Origin of the sequence: Pseudomonas sp. MM211, assembly GCF_020386635.1 — a bacterium.
Taxonomy (GTDB): Bacteria; Pseudomonadota; Gammaproteobacteria; order Pseudomonadales; family Pseudomonadaceae; genus Aquipseudomonas.
This window is the reverse complement of the sequence record NZ_CP081942.1, coordinates 2,372,150-2,390,237: the sequence shown is the minus strand read 5'-3', so window position 1 is coordinate 2,390,237 and position 18,088 is coordinate 2,372,150. Positions and strand designations below refer to the sequence as shown.

Genomic DNA, 18,088 nt, shown 5'->3' with positions numbered 1-18,088 from the left:
GGATGCGCCACGATAGCCGCCCGGGTGCGCCTTGCAAAGCACCTCACAGGCGAAGCCACGGAAGAGGTGCATCAAGGCCGCTGGCCGCACATCCGGCAGCGGTCGCCGACCATCACGCCGGTGCAGCGCTGGCAGTCGCCGTTCAGGGTGCCGCGGCGCCAGCGCCAGATCTGCAGCAGCCGCTGCGCGGCCCACAGCGCACCGCAAGCCGGCAACAGGATCATCCAGGGAAAAATCGCCCGCACGGTCGGTGCCCAGGATGCCAGCGCAGCGCCCTGCTGTGACAGCAGCACCAACGCCATCATCAGGATCGCGCCGCCGATGATCAGGATGAAGGGCAAAGCCAGGTTTCTGACGAAGAACATCGGCGCACACACTCAAAACTATCGGACGCACATGGTAAGCAAGGTTGCGGCAAGACTGAACCTGCTCGTTCGCGATCATCACCGCGTGCCCTGTCACACAAGCATCATCGAAGCTTCACAGTGGTGACACCCGCCCTGCCTAGCCTGCAGTTGTTTCCTGAGTTTGCTCAGGTCAGCAGGCCAATCCGGTTCGAGTGCGCAGCAGGGCTGCCCCGACCCGCAACGGAGGTAAGGCATGACCCAGAACGCCATGGCACCCGCGCGCAGTACCGCTCCCCGTCGCCTGCAGGCAGAACGCCTGACCACCTCGCGCGCCTTGCGCGAAGCACAGGCCCTGCGCTTCCGTGTGTTCAGCGCCGAGTTCGACGCCAAACTGAAAGGCGCCGAGCTGGGCCTGGACATGGATGACTACGACCTGCACTGCCAACACATCGGCGTACGTGATCTGAACAGCGGCGAGCTGGTAGCCACCACACGCCTGCTCGACCACCATGCAGCCGCTGGCCTCGGGCGCTTCTACAGCGAAGAGGAATTCGCCCTGCATGGGTTGCGTCACCTGCAAGGCCCGGTGCTGGAGATCGGCCGCACCTGCGTGGACAGCGCCTACCGCAACGGCGGCACCATCGCCGTGCTGTGGGCCGAGCTGGCCGAGGTGCTCAACGAAGGTGGTTATCGCTACCTGATGGGTTGCGCCAGCATCCCCATGCAGGACGGCGGCATTCAGGCACAGGCAATCATGCAGCGCCTGCGCGAGCGCCACCTGTGCACCGAACACCTGCGTGCGGAACCGAAAACCCCGCTGCCCGCCCTGGAGCTTTCCGGCAACGTCATCGCCGAGATGCCGCCACTGCTCAAGGCCTACATGCGCCTGGGCGCCAAGGTGTGTGGGGAGCCGTGCTGGGACAAGGATTTCCAGGTCGCCGACGTGTTCATCCTGCTCAAGCGTGACGAGCTGTGCCCACGTTATGCGCGGCACTTCAAGGCGGCAGTCTGAGTGAAAACTTGCTGGTGGCGGCCGGACGCGGTAAATAATGCGCCGCTGGCCGCTGCCTTCGATTCACGGCGGCAGCCAGCGCATGCGTCCATCAACCGCCCAGCAGGTCAGAAACCGCCTATGAGTAAACTGCGTTTGTATGTGCGCCTGATCCGCCTGCTGGCGGTGATCGCTGCAGGTACCCTGCTCGCCGCTTCTCTGGTTCCCATCGAACGTCTGACTCGCCGTGACCTGATGGGCCTGCGCCAGCGTATGACCCGCTGGTTCATGGCGCGCCTGAGCAACGCACTGCCCTTTCGTGTCAGCGTTAGCGGGCAATTGCCGCAAAAGCCCATGTTGTGGCTGAGCAATCACATTTCCTGGACAGACATCCCGTTGATTGGAATGCTGGCGCCGCTGTCGTTCCTGTCCAAGGCCGAGGTACGTACTTGGCCGATCGCCGGCTGGCTGGCACACAAGGCAGGCACCCTGTTCATCCGCCGCGGTGCGGGCGATGGCGGATTGCTCAATCAGCAGCTAGGCCGACACCTGAACGGCGGCAGGCACCTGCTGATCTTCCCCGAGGGCACCACCTGCGATGGCACGGCGCTGCGCACGTTCCATGGCCGTTTGCTGAGCAGCGCCATCGAAAGCAGCATCGATCTGCAGCCAGTGGCCATCCGTTACCTTCGTGATGGCCAGCGCTGCCCTGTAGCGCCCTTCATCGGCGACGACGACATGCTCTCGCACCTGCTGCGCCTGATGAGCAGCGATGTCGCCGAGGTGCAGATCCAGTTGCTGGAACCGATCGACAGCAGCTCGGGCAACCGTAACGAGCTGGCCCGGCGCGCCCATGCAGCCGTCAATACAGCGCTGTACGGCGCAGACGATAGCCAGGACGCCGTCCAGGCTGCCTGAAGCTGACGCTAGCGCATCGAGAGCTGATTCTCCTGGCGCAGCCAGCGCCGGAAAATCGGCTCGGCGAAGAACAGCACCAGGAACAAGCGGATCACCTGCATAGCAGTCACCAGCGGCACAGCCAGCTGCAGGGTTTCCGCTGTCAGGCTCATCTCGGCGATCCCACCCGGCATCATGCCCAGAGTCAGGGACTGGAAATCCAACCCGCTCGCCCAGCCGATCAGCACGGCCGCCACGAACGCCACCAGCATCATCGCCAGGGTGGTGATCAGGGTGCGGGCCAGAAACGACGGCGCATAACGGAAGAAGGCTCGGTTGAAGAAGCAGCCCAACGCGCTGCCGATCATCAGCTGCCCAACCTGGCTGGCACCGGCCGGTAGCGTGCTGCTCAGGTCGAAACCAATACTGAATAACGCGCTGACCAGCAGCGGCCCGAACAACCAAGGGTTGGGCTGTTTCAACCGGTGCAGCAGCCAACCGGCGGCGCCTGCCAGCGGCAGAATCAACGCCAGCCAGGGCCAATCCGGGTTGGATGCGTGCAGGTGAACCTCGCCCTCGCCCATCATGAACTTGAACAACGCCGGCACCAGCAACACCACCGCAACCACCCGCAAGCTTTGCGCCGCCGCGACACGGGTAAGCTCGGCACCATTTCGAGCCCCCAGATTGACCATTTCTCCAGAGCCGCCGGGCATGCTGGAAAAGTACGCAGTGGCCATGGTTTCCCCGGTACGGCGCATGAACCAGACGCCAACGATGCTGCTCAGCACGGTAATCAACGCACCGATGACGATGGGCACCAGGTGCCCGGCGATCTGCCCGACCAGCGCTGGGGTGAAGTGCAAGCCAATACCGATACCGATGATCCACTGACCAAATTTGCGGCCGCCGGGGAACGGCTGTAACTGCCAGGCGGTGGTGCAGCGCACCAGAATGACCGCCACCAGTGAGCCGATCATCCAGGGTAGCGGCCAGCCGATGGCGCTGGCGATCAGAGCTCCCATCACGCCAACCAGCGGCGTTCCCAGGTAATTCAGCCAGTGGCCTTTGAACATTGTTTCCCCTTAGGTGCATGCAACTGCAGTGCGGCGGCAACGCGATCGGATGGGCCGGCGCGGCGGATGATCGAGCGCCGATGGCGCTGGAGAGAATTAGATAGGCCGCAGACAATCATGACTTTTGTCACCATGCAGCTCATCCATTCGCAGGAAAAACCGAGATCAACCCCTCTAAAACGAGTTATCTCAGCTAATCAACGCTGGCAATATTGCTCTTAATTCAAACAAAAAACAATATTCACTTATCGTAACCAGGCACTGCGGGATCTTTGCGCGCAGCCGATTACGTAGCAGAATGCAGCGCCTGGCTGAGGAAATCGGCCACACCAACAGCACCCCAAACAACAATTCGATGCCCACTGCCATGGCTCAGGAAAACACCAACCCGATGGTTCTCACTGCTTTGCAGAAACGCGTCGCCCGCGAGGTCATCGCCTACGTTCGGCATGAGCGCCTGCCCGTCGGCCATCACTTGGCGGAGTCCCACCTGGCGCAGACTCTCAATACCTCGCGTACGCCAGTGAAGTTTGTGCTGAACCATCTCACCGAGCGCGGCATGCTCAAGCACGACCGCAACCGTGGCTTCTTCCTCGCCCGGGCTGCAGACGATCTCAACGACCTGGTGCTGGAGATCGCCGAAGCCGAAGAGGATTCGGTGTACATGAAATTCGTCGAGCTGCGCCTGTCGCGTCAGCTCCCGGAGCACCTCAGCGAAATCGACCTGATGCGCCAGTTCGGCGTATCGCGCACTGAGCTGCGTTCGGCGCTGCTGCGCATGCAGCAGGAAGGCTGGGCCGAACAGCGCACCGGCCAGGGCTGGCGCATGCTGCCGGTGATCGACTCGATAGAGGCCTACGAGGAAAGCTTCAGTTTCAGGGTGACCATCGAGCCGGCCGGCCTGCTCTCACCGACCTTTCAGGTCGACCAGAAGGTACTGGCGCTGTGTCGTCAGCAACAGGAATACATCGCCGCCACCGGCTACCTGACGATGACCACTCAGGAGTTGTTCGAAGCCAACTCGAAATTCCACGAGATCATCGCCGGCTTCTCGGGCAACCGTTTTTTGCTGCAATCGTTGAAACGCCTCAACGGCCTGCGCCGCCTGGTCGAGTACAGCGTGGATCTGCCGCGGCCGACACGCCGCAAGCAGGTGCTGGAGCATCTGGAGATTCTCGACCTGATCGAGCGCGGCGACCGCCTTGGTGCCGCGGATCGCCTGCGCGCGCACCTCGAAGGAGCCAGGCGCAACAAGCTCAACCCGGCACTGCTTGAACGACTCGGCCTGCAGAACGAAGACTAACCTCGCTGCTCGCGGGCGAAGGCCATGAGCTGCGGGTAGAAGGCGCGGAAGTCCTCGCTCAAGGGCTCGTACAATCGGCGCAAGTCGTCCAGACCGCCATCCAGCAAGCCAGGCCGCGACAGCCGCCGTGACATCCCGGTGATCACCTGGCCGAGCACCTCGAAATCCCGGTAACTGCCCAGCCAATCCTGAGCGGCCATGCGCGGTGCCATGTGCTGCAGGTGGCCGGGTAACTGCGACTCGGCGGCCAGCACCTGGTAAACGCGGGTGGTGAAACGATCCAGCGGCTGATCGCTGTAACGCTGCCAGTCCCGCGCCAGGCAATGGTCGAAGAACAGATCGAGAAATATCCCGGCAACCCGGCGACGCTCTGCGGGAAAGCGTGCCCGGGCCTGAGCCTGCAGCGCATGGCTGTCGGTAAAGGCGTCGATTCGCCGGTGCAGCGCGATGCCGGCTTCGATGGTGGCCGGCCACTGCCCGGCCAGCGGCCCTTTGACGAAATCGCCATACAGGCTGCCGAGCAATTCGGCGGGCGCATCACCGCCCAGGTGCAAATGTGCGAGGTAATTCATGGCGTACAGAGTAAAGCCTCGGCCGGCCGGCGGCGAGGGGCGCGCCATCACACCGGTCGATATGCACTATCTGCCTGAACGATCTGTATATCGCCAAGTCCCGATATAGAGTTCGCTGCATCGCGATATTGCGCTGCACCGATATCAGGAGAACCGATGAGTAACGACGACATCGATCTGGACGACGTGATCAAGGCCCTGGCCCATCCGGTGCGGCGCGACATCCTGCGTTGGCTCAAGGAGCCCGAAGCGAATTTCGCCCTGCAGGATCATGCCCTCGACATCGGCGTGTGTGCGGGCAAGTTCGACGAGCGTACCGGCCTATCGCAATCCACCGTATCGGCGCACCTGGCCACCCTGCAGCGTGCCGGTCTGGTGACCAGCCGCAAGGTCGGCCAGTGGAATTTCTTCAAACGCAACGATGCAACCATCGATGCCTTCCTGCGCCTGATCGGCGAGGAACTACGAATCGCCGCCTGATCGCCTGGCGCTGACCGTTTCTAACCGCACCCCCGTACATCAACCCGTTCTGAGCGAATGACCCAAGGATCCTGACCATGACCACACTGTTCGACCCCATCAAGATCGGCGATCTGGAACTCGCCAACCGCATCATCATGGCACCGCTGACCCGTTGCCGCGCCGACGAAGGTCGCGTGCCCAATGCGTTGATGGCCGAGTATTACGTCCAACGCGCATCGGCCGGGCTGATCATCAGCGAAGCCACCTCGGTCACGCCGATGGGCGTCGGCTACCCGAATACTCCGGGCATCTGGTCCGATGACCAGGTGCGTGGCTGGAGCGGCGTAACCAAGGCGGTGCACGCCAACGGCGGCAAGATCGTTCTGCAACTGTGGCACGTGGGGCGGATTTCCGACCCGTCGTACCTCGACGGCGAGCTGCCGGTAGCCCCCAGCGCCATCAAGCCTGACGGTCACGTCAGCCTGATTCGTCCGATGAAGGAATACGTGACCCCGCGCGCCCTGGAAACCGAAGAGATCGCCGACATCGTCGACGCCTACCGACTGGGCGCAGAAAACGCCAAGGCTGCCGGCTTCGACGGCGTGGAAATCCACGGCGCCAATGGCTATCTGCTCGACCAGTTCCTCCAGGACAGCACCAACCAGCGCACCGACAACTACGGCGGCTCCCTGGAAAACCGTGCGCGCCTGCTGCTGGAAGTTACCGATGCGGTGCTGAGCGTCTGGGAACCGGGCCGTGTCGGTGTGCATCTATCGCCTCGCGCCGACAGCCACGACATGGGCGACTCCAACCGTGCGCAAACCTTCACCTACGTGGCTCGCGAACTCGGCAAGCGCAACATCGCCTTCCTCTGCGCCCGCGAACGGGAAGCCGATGACAGCCTGTCGCCGAGCCTGAAGGAAGCCTTTGGCGGCGTGTTCATCGCCAACGAGCGCTTCTCGAAGGATCAGGCGAATGCCTGGCTGGCCAGCGGCAAGGCCGATGCCGTGGCCTTCGGTGTGCCCTTCATCGCCAACCCGGACCTGCCGGAGCGCCTACGCCAGGGCGCAGCGCTGAACGAAGCGCACAGCGAAACCTTCTACGGCTCGGGCCCGGTCGGCTATATCGACTACCCGCGCCTGTAATTTCCGCCGCGCAAAGAAAAGCCCGCGTTCTCACGCGGGCTTTTTCGTTTCCGAGCGCCGGGTGTCGTTTAGCGGGCGTCGATCTGCTGCTGCAGGTTCTGAATCTGCGCCTGCAGCGTGTTGACGCTGCGCGTGGTCTGCGCGCGGAACGAATCGAACTCGGCGGTGCTGCTACCACTGCTGCTGGCAGCCGGACGATTATCCATCTGGCTCTTGAGCACCAGCAGATCCTGCTCCAGGCGATCGACAGCTGCATTGGAATTGCCGGCCTTCTTCAGCGCCTCGATGTCACCCGCCAGGCCCTTGACCTGGGTGGCCAGCTTGCCGGCATCCGCCTGGCCACTCTTCAAGGTGGCGAGTTCGGTTTTCACGGCAGCCAGTTCGCTTTTCAGCGAGGCCTGCTCGCCGCCCAGAGTTTTCAAGCTGTCGTCGTACTTGCCGCTGTCGCCCTGCTGGGCCTTGAGGTCAGCGATCAGTTGCTCGATGCGCTTGTCCTGGCCACTCTGCTGGCCGCCAGCAGCCTGCTGTTGCTTGGTCAGCTCGGCAACTTTGCCTTCCAGCTGACGCACCTGCAGCCGCAGGGCCTCACTGCCGGTGGTGACGTTAGATTCAGCCGCCACCACCTTGCCGGAGATGTCCTGAATGCGGCCTGCCGCTTCTTCGCTGATGCGTGCGAAGCTTTCCTGCGTGGCGACCAGTTGCTGCTCCATCAGGTTGATCTGCTGGAAGCTCCACCAGCCCACGGCGCCCAGGGCGATGCTCAGCGCACCCACCAGCGCCCACAGCGGATCGGTGCTGGCTGCACGAGGTGCAGCGGCGGCCTTGCCAGGAGCAGCGGCACGCGCATAAGGCTGCGGCTCGGGGTCGAAATCATCCTGATCGCGGCGATCCGGCGTCAGGCTGGGCACGTCATCGAATTCGTCGTGGGCATCGTTACGCATGTAGGGAGACCTTGAGAAAACCACGGTGGAGGCAAATTGCCGCGCAGTATACCGATTCGCACGCAGCGCTTCAGTGTCGTGCCTTCAGGAAATGGCTGCACCGCTGCGGGGCGTATTGCGCCAAAAGACCCACGCAAAGCCGCTCAGGTTCCGCAGCCTGTGAACTGGTACACACCTTGCTAAACGTTCAGGGCTGACCGCGATGCTGTATCGCACTCCACCGGAGAGACAGCTTCCATTTCACAAGCACGGGATCGCTCATGGAATTGAACAAAGAAGTGTTGGACTGCATGAAGAATCTGCGTCGTCGTTTGCGCGAGGAACTCGCCGTGGACATCCGCCTCAGTCAGCAGGATGCAGTAACCGCCATGTTGAGCGCCTGCCTGCTCTCCAATGACCAGCAGACCCGGGATCTGGGCTTACGCCTGGCTCAACTTAGCGACACGCCCATGGCAGAAGCTGCGACCCCGCACCACGCCAACGGCATTCATCTGGCAAGCACCTCGGTGCGCGTATATCGGGGCCAGCGCGTCTACGCCTGAGCCCGCCACCAGCGACAGAACTCATCGAGCGCCGGCCATAAACCAGCCTTGGCTTGGTAATCCAGGTGATGCTGTGCCTGGCTGATATCCAGCGAGAAGTTACGGCTCATCACATCCACGGTCAGCCGTGACAACGACGGCTCGGGGCGCCCCGGCAAGAGGCTGCAGAGCCCTTCATTGAGCGTTGCCACGCTACGCGCCAGACCGACCGGCACGTGACGGGTGACCACCGGCAACTCCAGTTGGCGCAGCACGTAATTGACCACATCCCAGAGCGGCACCGCTGCACCATTGCTGATGTTGTAGGCCTTGCCCAAGGCTGGCCCGGCGGCCAGCAAGGCGCTGAGCAGCGCATCGTTGAGATTGTGCACGCTGGTGAAATCGACCTTGTTCAGGCCGTTGCCGATGATCGCCAGACGCTTCTTGCGCTGCATGGCGATCAGCCGCGGGAAGATGCTCACATCGCCCGCCCCGGTAACAAAACGCGGCCGCAGGGCGACCACTTCCAGACCGAACTCCTGGGCGCCGAACACGCGCTGCTCGGCGAGAAACTTGGTACGTGCGTAGTGGCTGGAGAAACGCTTCGGCACCTGCTCTTCGCTCAAACCGACATGATCGCGCCCATCGAAATAGATCGACGGCGAGGACAGATGAACGAGCCGCCGAACCCGACGCTTGAGGCACGCTTCGATGACGTTCTCGGTGAGCAGCACGTTGCCGCGATGAAAATACTCGTAGCGCCCCCACACGCCCACGGCACCGGCGCAATGCACCACAGCCTCGACGTCGCTGCACAGCGACAGGGCCAGCTCCGGGTCGTTGAGGTCGCCGGGCATGAACTGCGCGCCACGGCGAACCAAGTGCTCCACGGCCTCTTCTCGGCGCCCGGTCACGCGCACGTCCAGGCCTTGCTCCAGGGCATAACGGGCAAAGCGCCCGCCAATGAAACCGCTTGCTCCGGTGACCAGAATCTTCATCACGTCCTCCGCTCGCTCGTCGGCGCACTATAAAGCCTGGCGCCCGGTCGCAGCAGACCGCTCAAGCTAATGGCACCAGATAGTCACCTGCATGACGATGCAAATGCCCGGTCAGGCGGTCGAGCAACTCGCCGCCATTGCGCCAGTGGTGCCAGTACAACGGCACATCGACTGGCCGGTCGGCAAGCAGCTCGACCAGCTCACCGCTGGCCAGCGCCTCGTGCATCTGCGGCTCGGGCACCATGCCCCAGCCGAGGCCCTCGGCAGTCAGGCGCAGGAAACCTTCCGACGAAGGACACAGGTGATGCAGAAAGCTGCCCGAGAGGCCCAGCTCACTGAGGTAGCGGTGCTGCAACTGGTCATCCGGGCCGAACACGATTGCCGGCACATGGGCCAGGCGCTCGGGCGTCACGCCGTTGGGAAAATGTCGGGTGATGAAGGCTGGGCTGGCCATGGCCCGGTAGCGCATGGCGCCGAGCGGCAGGCTGCGAGCACCGGAAACCGGGCGCTCGGCCGCACACACGCAGGCCGCCACATCACCCGCGCGCATGCGCTTGAGGCCCACTTCCTGATCCTCGACCACCAGTTCCAGCAGCACCCGGTGACTGGCGCAGAAGTCCGCCACCGCCCTTGCCCACCAGGTCGCCAGGCTGTCGGCATTGACGGCGATGCGCAGCCGCTGGGTTTCGCCGTCGACCTCCAGAGCCGGCACCTGCTCCTGCAGATCACGCTCGAGCAGGCGCACCTGCTGCACATGATTGAGCAAGCGCCGACCGACATCGGTGGGCGTCGGCGGCATGGCCCGCAGCAGCACCGGCTGCCCGATGCGCGCCTCCAGCAGCTTGATGCGCTGAGACACCGCCGATTGCGACAGCCCCAGAACCTGGGCGCCGCGCTCGAAGCCAGCCTGTTCGACGACCGCAGCAAGGGCAGCCAGCAACTTGTAATCGAGCAATCGATTCTCCTAATGAGCGATCAGCAATATTGTTTTTTCTTATACAAGCAATCACCGCAGACTGATAGCCATCTCTCCCCTACTCAGGATGCATCGGTCATGTCAGCTCTCGGCAATTTCCTTCTCTCTCATCCAGAAAGGGCGCACTGATCATGTGGCAGAGCTACAGCAATGGCCTGGCGATCACCGCCGGCCTGATCATCGCCCTCGGCGCACAGAATGCGTTCGTCCTCGCCCAGAGCCTGCGTCGTGAGCACCACCTGCCGGCGGCGCTGCTGTGCATCGTTTGCGATGCGTTACTGATCAGCGCCGGGGTGTTCGGTCTGGCGACCCTGCTGGCGCAAAGTGAACTGTTGTTGAGCGTCGCACGCTGGGGCGGCGCGGCCTTTCTGCTCTGGTACGGCGCCCAGGCTCTGCTGCGTGCCTGCCGGCCGAACGCCCTCGAGGTACAGGGCAGCACGCCTCGTTCGCTGCGCGCGGTGTTGCTGGCGACCCTGGCGGTAACCCTGCTCAACCCCCACGTTTATCTGGATACCGTGCTGCTGATCGGCTCCCTCGGCGCCCAGCAAAGTGTCCCCGAGGCCTACGCGGCGGGTGCCGCCAGTGCCTCGCTGGTGTGGTTCATGTGCCTGGCGCTCGGCGCTGCCTGGCTGGCGCCGTGGCTGGCTCGGCCGCTGACCTGGCGAATCATCGATCTGCTCGTCGCCGCGATGATGTTCGCGATTGCCTGGCAACTGATCGCCAGCCCGATTTGATCCCAGACAGGGCTCAGAATCGGCGCCAGTGCTATGCTGCGGCCCCTGTCGAAATCTGCCGGAGCCTGCGTGGAAACCAGCGTCTTTCTCATGGTCATCGCCTCGGCGGCCCTGCACGCAGGCTGGAACGCGCTGCTGAAAATCGGCCTGGATCGCTTCCTCACCGCCTCGCTGATCCAGATCGGCGCTGGTAGCGTCGCGCTGCTGGCCCTGCCATTCGTAGCCATGCCCAATGCCGCGGCCTGGCCGTGGATCGTCCTCTCGGCAATCCTGCATATCGGTTACAACGTCTTTCTCAGCCGCGCCTATCGATACGGCGACCTCGGTCAGGTCTATCCAATTTCCCGGGGCAGTTCTCCGCTATTGGTAGCAGGCCTCTCGGTGCTGTTGTTGGGTGAAGTCCTGCCTGCCGGGCAACTGCTCGGCCTGGCGGTGCTGGTCGCCGGCATCTGGCTGATGGCGGTTCGTGGTGGCAGCGGCAAAGCCAGTGGCGGCCTGCTGTTCAGCGCGCTGATGACCGCCCTGTTCATCGCCGGCTACACGCTGTCCGACGCCAGCGGTGCCCGTGCCAACGGCGACCCGCTGTCCTACTCGCTGTGGTTGTTCGCCGTGAACGGCCTGGTGATGGCCCTGGTGATTGTCGGCCAGCGCGGTGCACGCATCGTTCGCGAACTGGGCCCGCACTGGAAAGCCGGGCTGCTCGGCGGAGCGATGTCGATGTTCGCCTACAGCATCGTCATCTGGGCGATGACCCAGGCACCGGTGGCGCTGATATCGGCCCTGCGCGAGACCAGCGTGGTGTTCGCCCTGCTGATCGGCAGCCTGTGGCTGAAGGAAAGCCTGCCGCCGATTCGCCTGCTGGCCTGCCTGATCATCCTCGCCGGTGTGGCGACGATGAAGATCGCCTGAAGCGCTTTCAGGGTTGATTGGCCTGATGCCCGACGAGGGCTCTATCCCGCACAGTTGCTGCGTGGTTATAGAGTAGCCCCGGTGCTATGATCCCTGCCCTGCGTCGCAAAGGGTATAAACCCGCCGACGCATGTTTGGCCGCCCGTGATCGGCCTTGCGCTCATCGCAACAGACCTGATTAGGAGAATAACCATGGCTTTCGAATTGCCGCCGCTGCCTTATGCACACGATGCTCTGCAGCCGCACATCTCCAAGGAAACTCTGGAGTATCACCACGACAAGCACCACAACACCTATGTCGTGAACCTGAACAACCTCGTGCCCGGTACCGAGTTCGAAGGCAAGAGCCTGGAAGAAATCGTCAAGACTTCCTCCGGCGGCATCTTCAACAACGCGGCCCAGGTATGGAACCACACCTTCTACTGGAACTGCCTGAGCCCCAACGGCGGCGGTCAACCGACTGGTGAGCTGGCCGCGGCCATCGAGAAATCCTTCGGCTCTTTCGAGAAATTCAAGGAAGAGTTCAGCAAGGTCACCATCGGCACCTTCGGTGCTGGCTGGGGCTGGCTGGTGAAGAAGGCTGACGGCTCCCTGGCTCTGGCCAGCACCATCGGCGCCGGTTGCCCGCTGACCGCAGGCGATACTCCGCTGCTGACCTGCGATGTGTGGGAACACGCCTACTACATCGACTACCGCAACGTCCGTCCTAAGTATGTCGAGGCGTTCTGGAACCTGGTCAACTGGGACTTCGTGGCGAAGAACTTCGCTGCCTGATCCCCCGCTGCAGCGTTTGCCTGCAAGCGCACATGCAGCATCGAGATGCCCTCCGGACGCGAGTCAGGGGGGCATTTTTTCATCTGTAATCAGCCTGTTGCGATACCCCCAAAGGTACGCCGGGATCGACGGACGGTACTCAAGACTTGAGGGCTGCCTCCGAAACAATGCAGGTGCTGCGGGAAACCGGCACTATTGGATGATCGCCGTGCAACTCTGGCCTTTGACTGCTACCGCGACTTTGCCAATACTCAACCCCTATCCGGCGCCCGGTATCGCAAAAGGAACTGCCATTTGAAGCTGGAACTCAAGCACAGTCTGTCCGTGAAACTGCTTCGCGTCGTGCTGTTGTCCGCGCTTGCGGTTGGCGTGGTGCTGAGCCTTGGCCAGATCGTGTTCGATGTCTACAAGACCCGCCACACCATCACCAACGATGCCCAGCGCATCCTCGGCATGTTCCGCGACCCCTCGACGCAGGCGGTTTACAGCCTCGACCGGGAGATGGGCATGCAGGTCGTCGAAGGCCTGTTTCAGCATGAATCGGTGCGACAAGCCGCCATCGGCCACCCTGGCGAGCAGATGCTGGCCGAGAAAGATCGACCACTGTCCGAGCTGCCCATTCGCTGGCTAACCGACCCGATTCTCGGCGAGCAGCAGCAGTTCACCACTCGCCTGGTCGGCCGTGAGCCGTATAACGAATACTACGGCGACCTGAACATTACCCTCGACACCGCCCTGTACGGGGAAAGCTTCATCACCAACTCGGTGATCATCTTCATTTCCGGCGTACTGCGCGCGCTGGCCATGGGGCTGGTGCTGTACCTGGTCTATTACTGGCTACTGACCAAGCCGCTGGCCAAGATCATCGAGCACCTGAGCAGCATCAACCCGGATCGGCCCAGCGAGAACAAGCTGCCCATGCTCGCCGGCAACGAGAAGAACGAGCTCGGTTTGTGGATCAATACCGCCAACCAGTTGCTCGCCTCCATCGAACGCAATACTCACCTGCGCCGCGAAGCCGAAAGCAGCTTGCGACGCATGTCCCAGTACGATTTCCTAACAGGCCTGCCGAACCGCCAGCAGCTGCAACAGCAGCTCGAACAGATCCTCGAAGACGCCGGACGACTGCAGCGCCGGGTTGCCGTGCTGTGCGTTGGGCTGGATGACTTTAAGGGCATCAACGAGCAATTCAGCTACCAGACCGGCGACCAACTGCTGCTGGCGTTGTCCGACCGCTTACGTAGCCACAGCGGCCGCCTGGGCGCCCTGGCGCGCCTGGGTGGGGATCAGTTCGTCCTGGTGCAGGCCGATATCGAACAGCCCTATGAGGCAGCAGAACTGGCGCAAAGCGTGCTGGACGACCTCGAGGCGCCATTCGCCCTCGACGACCACCTGGTGCAATTACGCGCAACCATCGGCATCACCCTGTTCCCGGAAGACGGCGACAGCCCCGAAAAGCTGCTGCAAAAAGCCGAACAGACCATGACCCTGGCCAAGAGCCGCTCGCGCAACCGCTACCAGTTCTATATCGCCAGCGTCGATAGCGAGATGCGCCGCCGTCGCGAGCTGGAAAAGGATCTGCGCGACGCCCTGGCACTGAATCAACTGCACCTGGTTTATCAGCCGCAGATCAGCTTCCGCGATCACCGTGTGGTGGGCGTCGAAGCCCTGCTGCGCTGGCAACATCCGCAGCACGGCCTGGTCGCGCCGGATCTGTTCATTCCATTGGCCGAACAGAACGGCAGCATCATCGCGATTGGCGAATGGGTGCTGGATCAGACCTGCCGGCAGTTACGCGAATGGCACGATCAGGGCTACAGCAACCTGCGCATGGCGGTCAATCTGTCCACCGTGCAGTTGCACCATGCCGAGCTGCCACGCATGGTCAACAACCTGATGCAGATGTATCGCCTGCCCCCTAGCAGCCTGGAACTGGAAGTGACCGAAACCGGCCTGATGGAAGACATCAGTACCGCCGCCCAGCACCTGCTCAGCCTGCGTCGATCCGGGGCGCTGATCGCCATCGACGACTTCGGCACGGGTTATTCGTCACTCAGTTACCTGAAGAGCCTGCCGCTGGACAAGATCAAGATCGACAAAAGCTTCGTACAGGATCTACTCAACGACGAAGATGATGCCACCATCGTTCGCGCCATCATTCAGCTCGGCAAGAGCCTGGGCATGCAAGTGATCGCTGAGGGCGTGGAGACTGCCGAGCAGGAGGCTTACATCATTGCCCAGGGTTGTCATGAAGGTCAGGGCTACTTTTACAGCAAGCCATTACCAGCCCGTGAGTTGACCCAGTACCTCAAGCAGTCCAGCCGTATGCAGCAGCACATCAACCCCGCCACCCTTTAGATCGCACAAGCGTCTAAATCACTGCCAAGCGATGCTTCGCGCCGCGTTAAAACCGGCGCAAGCACACCCAGGCTTTGCGTAAAATGAAAATCTTTCGCATTATGTTGCAGCTCATGTGGATAACCACGTGCGCTCCCCATTAACACGCAAAGGATTTCGTCATGATTCGTATGCCCCTGGCCTCTGCCAGCCTGCTGACAATCGCTATTGCCCTCGCGGGCTGCGGTGAAGACAAAGCGCCTGCCAACCAAGCCGCCGCGCCGGCTCCGCAAGCGAGCACCAGCAGTGCACCAGCAGCAGCCAGCGCCTTCGACGAAGCCGCTGCGCAGGCCGTGGTCAAGCACTATGCCGACATCGCATCCGCCGTGTTCGACGACGCCGCCAGCACCGCAAAAACCCTGCAGACCGCTATCGACGCCCTGCTCGCCACGCCTAACGAGGAAACCCTCAAGGCCGCTCGCGAAGCCTGGCTGGCCTCGCGCGTGCCCTACATGCAGAGCGAAGTGTTCCGCTTCGGCAACACCATCGTCGACGACTGGGAAGGCCAGGTTAACGCATGGCCACTGGATGAAGGCCTGATCGACTACGTCGCCGCCGACTACCAGCACGCACTGGGCAACCCGGGTGCCAGCGCCAACATCATTGCCAACACCGAGATCCAGGTCGGCGAAGACAAGCTCGACGTCACCGAAATCACCCCGGATCTGCTCGCCAGCCTGAACGAGCTGGGCGGCTCCGAAGCCAACGTCGCCACCGGCTACCACGCCATCGAATTCCTGCTCTGGGGCCAGGACCTGAACGGCACCGGCCCTGGTGCTGGCGAGCGTCCGGCTACCGACTACGTAGTCGGTGAAGGTGCTACCGGCGGCCACAACGAGCGTCGTCGTGCCTACCTGAAGGCCGCTACCGAACTGCTGGTCGCCGACCTCGACGAAATGGCTGGCCAGTGGAAAGCCGGCGTGGCCGACAACTACCGCGCCACCCTGGAAAGCGAATCCGCCGAGAACGGTCTGCGCAAGATCCTCTTCGGCATGGGCAGCCTGTCCCTCGGCGAACTGGCCGGCGAGCGCATGAAAGTCGCGCTGGAAGCCAACTCCACCGAAGACGAGCATGACTGCTTCAGCGACAACACCCACAACTCGCACTTCTACAACGGCAAGGGCATTCGCAACGTCTACCTGGGCGAGTACAAGAAGGCCGACGGCACCAGCCTGTCTGGTCCAAGCCTGTCGTCGCTGGTTGCCAAGGCAGACGCCGCAGCCGACACCACCCTCAAGGCCGACCTGGAAGCCACCGAAGCCAAGCTGCAGGCCCTGGTCGACAGCGCCAACAAGGGGCAGCACTTCGACCAACTGATCGCCGCCGACAACGCCGACGGCCAGCAACTGGTGCGCGACGCCATCGCCGCCCTGGTCAAGCAGACCGGCGCCATCGAGCAGGCGGCTGGCAAGCTGGGCATCAGCGATCTGAACCCGGATACCGCCGATCACGAGTTCTGATCCTAGAACCTCAGGCGTAGACCAGGCCGATGCGACTCACCTCGCATCGGCCTTTTTCATTTCTGCGCTGTGGGCCGTCTACACATGCAAATCCATCTTATTTAAAGCTGCATAGGCTGCTAAGATTCCCGCCCTTGATTTTCCTGTCACGGACTCTGTCGATGCCTGCGCCATCCGGTCGTTTGCTGCCATTGTTGGGCCTGGCCCTCAGCCTGGCGGCGTGTGACCAGTCCCCGCGCTTTACCGAAGCAGAGCCTGGCGAAGCGCTTTCCGGCGGCACAGCCACGGTTTCGCGCAGCGACCACAACGCGTTCTCCCTGCCCTCCGCCAACCTCAAGGCCGAGCGTCGCCTGGATTTCAGCGTGGGCAATAGTTTCTTCCGCAACCCCTGGGTGATCGCGCCGTCCACCACCACCGCTCGGGACGGGCTCGGCCCGCTGTTCAACACCAATGCCTGCCAGAACTGCCACATTCGCGATGGCCGTGGTCACCCACCCGAGCCCGGCAGCGTCAACGCCGTGTCGATGCTGGTGCGTCTGTCGATTCCTGCCGGTAGCGCGGATGAGTGGATCATCGAGCGCCAGGGCGTGCTGCCCGAGCCGAAATACGGCGCGCAGCTGCAGGACATGGCCAACCCCGGCGTAGCGCCCGAAGGCAAGGTACGCGTTGAGTACAGCACCCACAACGTGCAGTTCGACGACGGGTACAGCATCGAGCTGCGCAAGCCGCAGTTGAACATCAGCCAGCTCGGCTACGGGCCGATGCACCCGGATACGCAGTTCTCGGCGCGGGTCGCCCCGCCGATGATCGGTCTTGGCCTACTCGAAGCCATCCCGGAAGCAGCCATTCTGGCCAACGCCGACCCCGAGGATGGCGATGGTGACGGCATTGCCGGGCAGCCCAACTGGGTGTGGGACGATGTGCAGCAAAAGACCGTGCTCGGCCGTTTCGGCTGGAAGGCCGGGCAACCGACCCTGAATCAGCAGAACGCCCACGCCTTCGCCCACGACATGGGCCTGACCAGCAGTGTCGTGCCGCGCGACCAGTGCACCGATACGCAAACCGCCTGCCGCGAGGCGCCCCACGGTGGCGAGCCGGAGGTTAGCGACAACATCATGAAGATGGTGCTGTTCTACACCCGCAACCTCGCCGTACCGGCTCGTCGCAAGGCCGACGACGCCCAAGTGCTGGCGGGCAAGACCCTGTTCCATCGCGCGGGCTGCCAGAGCTGCCATACGCCAAGCTTCGTAACCGCAGCTGATGCCGCCGAACCGGAACTGACCAACCAGACCATTCGCCCTTACACCGACCTGCTGCTCCACGACATGGGCGACGGCCTCGCTGATGATCGCAGCGAATTCCGCGCCAGCGGCCGGCAGTGGCGCACCGCACCATTGTGGGGTATCGGCCTGACCGAGAAGATCAGCGGCCATACCCAGTTCCTGCACGACGGCCGCGCACGCAACCTGCTCGAGGCGATTGCCTGGCACGGTGGCGAAGCCGAAGCCGCCAAACGCCACGTGCTGACATTTTCCAGCGAGGAGCGCGCCGCGCTTCTGGCCTTTCTGAACTCACTGTAAAGGAG

18 protein-coding genes are annotated in these 18,088 nt (G+C 62.7%); 12 read left to right on the top strand and 6 right to left on the bottom strand.

Translation table 11 applies throughout. The features are described 5' to 3' along the window. Nucleotides 1-71: 71 nt before the first annotated feature. On the bottom strand, nucleotides 72-365 hold the full coding sequence (locus K5Q02_RS10940) for a hypothetical protein (RefSeq protein WP_225839144.1): 294 nt from the start codon (nucleotides 363-365) through the stop codon (nucleotides 72-74). A gap of 235 nt (nucleotides 366-600) precedes the next feature. Between K5Q02_RS10940 and olsB the strand changes: the two genes are divergently transcribed. Together olsB and K5Q02_RS10930 are read left to right on the top strand one after the other, a co-directional pair. Next, nucleotides 601-1,359 (top strand): L-ornithine N(alpha)-acyltransferase, encoded by a 759-nt coding sequence (gene olsB / locus K5Q02_RS10935; protein WP_225839143.1) that lies wholly within the window; start codon nucleotides 601-603, stop codon nucleotides 1,357-1,359. A gap of 120 nt (nucleotides 1,360-1,479) precedes the next feature. Beyond that, nucleotides 1,480-2,256, top strand: a complete 777-nt coding sequence (locus K5Q02_RS10930; protein WP_225839141.1) for a lysophospholipid acyltransferase family protein — start codon at nucleotides 1,480-1,482, stop codon at nucleotides 2,254-2,256. An 8-nt stretch (nucleotides 2,257-2,264) separates the two neighbouring features. On the opposite strand, the gene K5Q02_RS10925 is transcribed toward K5Q02_RS10930, so the two are convergent. Continuing rightward, nucleotides 2,265-3,311 (bottom strand): AbrB family transcriptional regulator, encoded by a 1,047-nt coding sequence (locus tag K5Q02_RS10925; RefSeq protein WP_225839139.1) that lies wholly within the window; start codon nucleotides 3,309-3,311, stop codon nucleotides 2,265-2,267. A 298-nt stretch (nucleotides 3,312-3,609) separates the two neighbouring features. Here K5Q02_RS10925 and K5Q02_RS10920 point away from each other — a divergent pair, with 298 nt between their 5' ends. Next, entirely contained in the window at nucleotides 3,610-4,614 is a 1,005-nt protein-coding gene (locus K5Q02_RS10920) for a GntR family transcriptional regulator (RefSeq protein ID WP_225839138.1), read from the top strand. Here K5Q02_RS10920 and K5Q02_RS10915 read toward each other — a convergent pair. After that, on the bottom strand, nucleotides 4,611-5,186 hold the full coding sequence (locus tag K5Q02_RS10915) for an acyl carrier protein phosphodiesterase (protein ID WP_225839135.1): 576 nt from the start codon (nucleotides 5,184-5,186) through the stop codon (nucleotides 4,611-4,613). The two genes, K5Q02_RS10920 and K5Q02_RS10915, sit on opposite strands and share 4 nt — an antisense overlap. 156 nt (nucleotides 5,187-5,342) lie before the next feature. On the opposite strand from K5Q02_RS10915, the gene K5Q02_RS10910 reads away from it, so the two are divergent. Together K5Q02_RS10910 and K5Q02_RS10905 are read left to right on the top strand one after the other, a co-directional pair. Further along, nucleotides 5,343-5,666: an ArsR/SmtB family transcription factor gene (locus K5Q02_RS10910; RefSeq protein WP_225839133.1), complete on the top strand. Its 324-nt coding sequence runs from the start codon at nucleotides 5,343-5,345 to the stop codon at nucleotides 5,664-5,666. Between the two features lie 77 nt (nucleotides 5,667-5,743). Continuing rightward, on the top strand, nucleotides 5,744-6,793 hold the full coding sequence (locus K5Q02_RS10905) for an alkene reductase (RefSeq protein ID WP_225839132.1): 1,050 nt from the start codon (nucleotides 5,744-5,746) through the stop codon (nucleotides 6,791-6,793). A 68-nt stretch (nucleotides 6,794-6,861) separates the two neighbouring features. On the opposite strand, the gene K5Q02_RS10900 is transcribed toward K5Q02_RS10905, so the two are convergent. Beyond that, nucleotides 6,862-7,734 carry an ATPase gene (locus tag K5Q02_RS10900; RefSeq protein WP_225839130.1) on the bottom strand — a complete coding sequence of 291 codons (873 nt, stop codon included), beginning with the start codon at nucleotides 7,732-7,734 and terminating at the stop codon, nucleotides 6,862-6,864. A 260-nt stretch (nucleotides 7,735-7,994) separates the two neighbouring features. Between K5Q02_RS10900 and K5Q02_RS10895 the strand changes: the two genes are divergently transcribed. Continuing rightward, on the top strand, nucleotides 7,995-8,276 hold the full coding sequence (locus tag K5Q02_RS10895; protein WP_225839128.1) for a hypothetical protein: 282 nt from the start codon (nucleotides 7,995-7,997) through the stop codon (nucleotides 8,274-8,276). Here K5Q02_RS10895 and K5Q02_RS10890 read toward each other — a convergent pair. Then, nucleotides 8,267-9,253, bottom strand: a complete 987-nt coding sequence (locus K5Q02_RS10890) for an NAD-dependent epimerase/dehydratase family protein (protein ID WP_225839127.1) — start codon at nucleotides 9,251-9,253, stop codon at nucleotides 8,267-8,269. The genes K5Q02_RS10895 and K5Q02_RS10890 overlap by 10 nt on opposite strands. A gap of 61 nt (nucleotides 9,254-9,314) precedes the next feature. Continuing rightward, nucleotides 9,315-10,208 carry a LysR family transcriptional regulator ArgP gene (locus K5Q02_RS10885; RefSeq protein WP_225839125.1) on the bottom strand — a complete coding sequence of 298 codons (894 nt, stop codon included), beginning with the start codon at nucleotides 10,206-10,208 and terminating at the stop codon, nucleotides 9,315-9,317. Nucleotides 10,209-10,360: 152 nt separating this feature from the next. Here K5Q02_RS10885 and K5Q02_RS10880 point away from each other — a divergent pair, with 152 nt between their 5' ends. The 6 genes from K5Q02_RS10880 (at nucleotide 10,361) to K5Q02_RS10855 (ending at nucleotide 18,083) form a co-directional block, all read left to right on the top strand. Next, nucleotides 10,361-10,963: a LysE/ArgO family amino acid transporter gene (locus tag K5Q02_RS10880; RefSeq protein ID WP_225839123.1), complete on the top strand. Its 603-nt coding sequence runs from the start codon at nucleotides 10,361-10,363 to the stop codon at nucleotides 10,961-10,963. Nucleotides 10,964-11,032: 69 nt separating this feature from the next. Next, the gene (locus tag K5Q02_RS10875) at nucleotides 11,033-11,872 is read left to right on the top strand and encodes an EamA family transporter (protein ID WP_225839121.1); all 840 of its coding nucleotides are present in this window, start codon (nucleotides 11,033-11,035) and stop codon (nucleotides 11,870-11,872) included. 192 nt (nucleotides 11,873-12,064) lie between these two features. Next, nucleotides 12,065-12,646, top strand: a complete 582-nt coding sequence (gene sodB, locus K5Q02_RS10870) for a superoxide dismutase [Fe] (RefSeq protein ID WP_042551802.1) — start codon at nucleotides 12,065-12,067, stop codon at nucleotides 12,644-12,646. Between the two features lie 294 nt (nucleotides 12,647-12,940). Further along, nucleotides 12,941-15,004, top strand: a complete 2,064-nt coding sequence (locus tag K5Q02_RS10865; protein WP_225839119.1) for a putative bifunctional diguanylate cyclase/phosphodiesterase — start codon at nucleotides 12,941-12,943, stop codon at nucleotides 15,002-15,004. 161 nt (nucleotides 15,005-15,165) lie between these two features. Further along, entirely contained in the window at nucleotides 15,166-16,503 is a 1,338-nt protein-coding gene (locus tag K5Q02_RS10860; RefSeq protein WP_225839117.1) for an imelysin family protein, read from the top strand. 161 nt (nucleotides 16,504-16,664) lie between these two features. Then, complete coding sequence (locus tag K5Q02_RS10855) at nucleotides 16,665-18,083, top strand: di-heme oxidoreductase family protein (protein ID WP_225839116.1); 1,419 nt, start codon at nucleotides 16,665-16,667, stop codon at nucleotides 18,081-18,083. The last annotated feature ends 5 nt before the right edge of the window (nucleotides 18,084-18,088 follow it).

Coding starts and splice junctions, on each gene's coding strand:
- sodB (WP_042551802.1), top strand. CDS start 12,065: ATGGCTTTCGAATTGCCGCCGCTGCCTTATGCACACGATGCTCTGCAG.
- K5Q02_RS10915 (WP_225839135.1), bottom strand. CDS start 5,186: ATGAATTACCTCGCACATTTGCACCTGGGCGGTGATGCGCCCGCCGAA.
- K5Q02_RS10925 (WP_225839139.1), bottom strand. CDS start 3,311: ATGTTCAAAGGCCACTGGCTGAATTACCTGGGAACGCCGCTGGTTGGC.
- K5Q02_RS10895 (WP_225839128.1), top strand. CDS start 7,995: ATGGAATTGAACAAAGAAGTGTTGGACTGCATGAAGAATCTGCGTCGT.
- K5Q02_RS10920 (WP_225839138.1), top strand. CDS start 3,610: ATGCAGCGCCTGGCTGAGGAAATCGGCCACACCAACAGCACCCCAAAC.
- olsB (WP_225839143.1), top strand. CDS start 601: ATGACCCAGAACGCCATGGCACCCGCGCGCAGTACCGCTCCCCGTCGC.
- K5Q02_RS10855 (WP_225839116.1), top strand. CDS start 16,665: ATGCCTGCGCCATCCGGTCGTTTGCTGCCATTGTTGGGCCTGGCCCTC.
- K5Q02_RS10860 (WP_225839117.1), top strand. CDS start 15,166: ATGATTCGTATGCCCCTGGCCTCTGCCAGCCTGCTGACAATCGCTATT.
- K5Q02_RS10880 (WP_225839123.1), top strand. CDS start 10,361: ATGTGGCAGAGCTACAGCAATGGCCTGGCGATCACCGCCGGCCTGATC.
- K5Q02_RS10905 (WP_225839132.1), top strand. CDS start 5,744: ATGACCACACTGTTCGACCCCATCAAGATCGGCGATCTGGAACTCGCC.
- K5Q02_RS10910 (WP_225839133.1), top strand. CDS start 5,343: ATGAGTAACGACGACATCGATCTGGACGACGTGATCAAGGCCCTGGCC.
- K5Q02_RS10940 (WP_225839144.1), bottom strand. CDS start 365: ATGTTCTTCGTCAGAAACCTGGCTTTGCCCTTCATCCTGATCATCGGC.
- K5Q02_RS10890 (WP_225839127.1), bottom strand. CDS start 9,253: ATGAAGATTCTGGTCACCGGAGCAAGCGGTTTCATTGGCGGGCGCTTT.
- K5Q02_RS10930 (WP_225839141.1), top strand. CDS start 1,480: ATGAGTAAACTGCGTTTGTATGTGCGCCTGATCCGCCTGCTGGCGGTG.
- K5Q02_RS10900 (WP_225839130.1), bottom strand. CDS start 7,734: ATGCGTAACGATGCCCACGACGAATTCGATGACGTGCCCAGCCTGACG.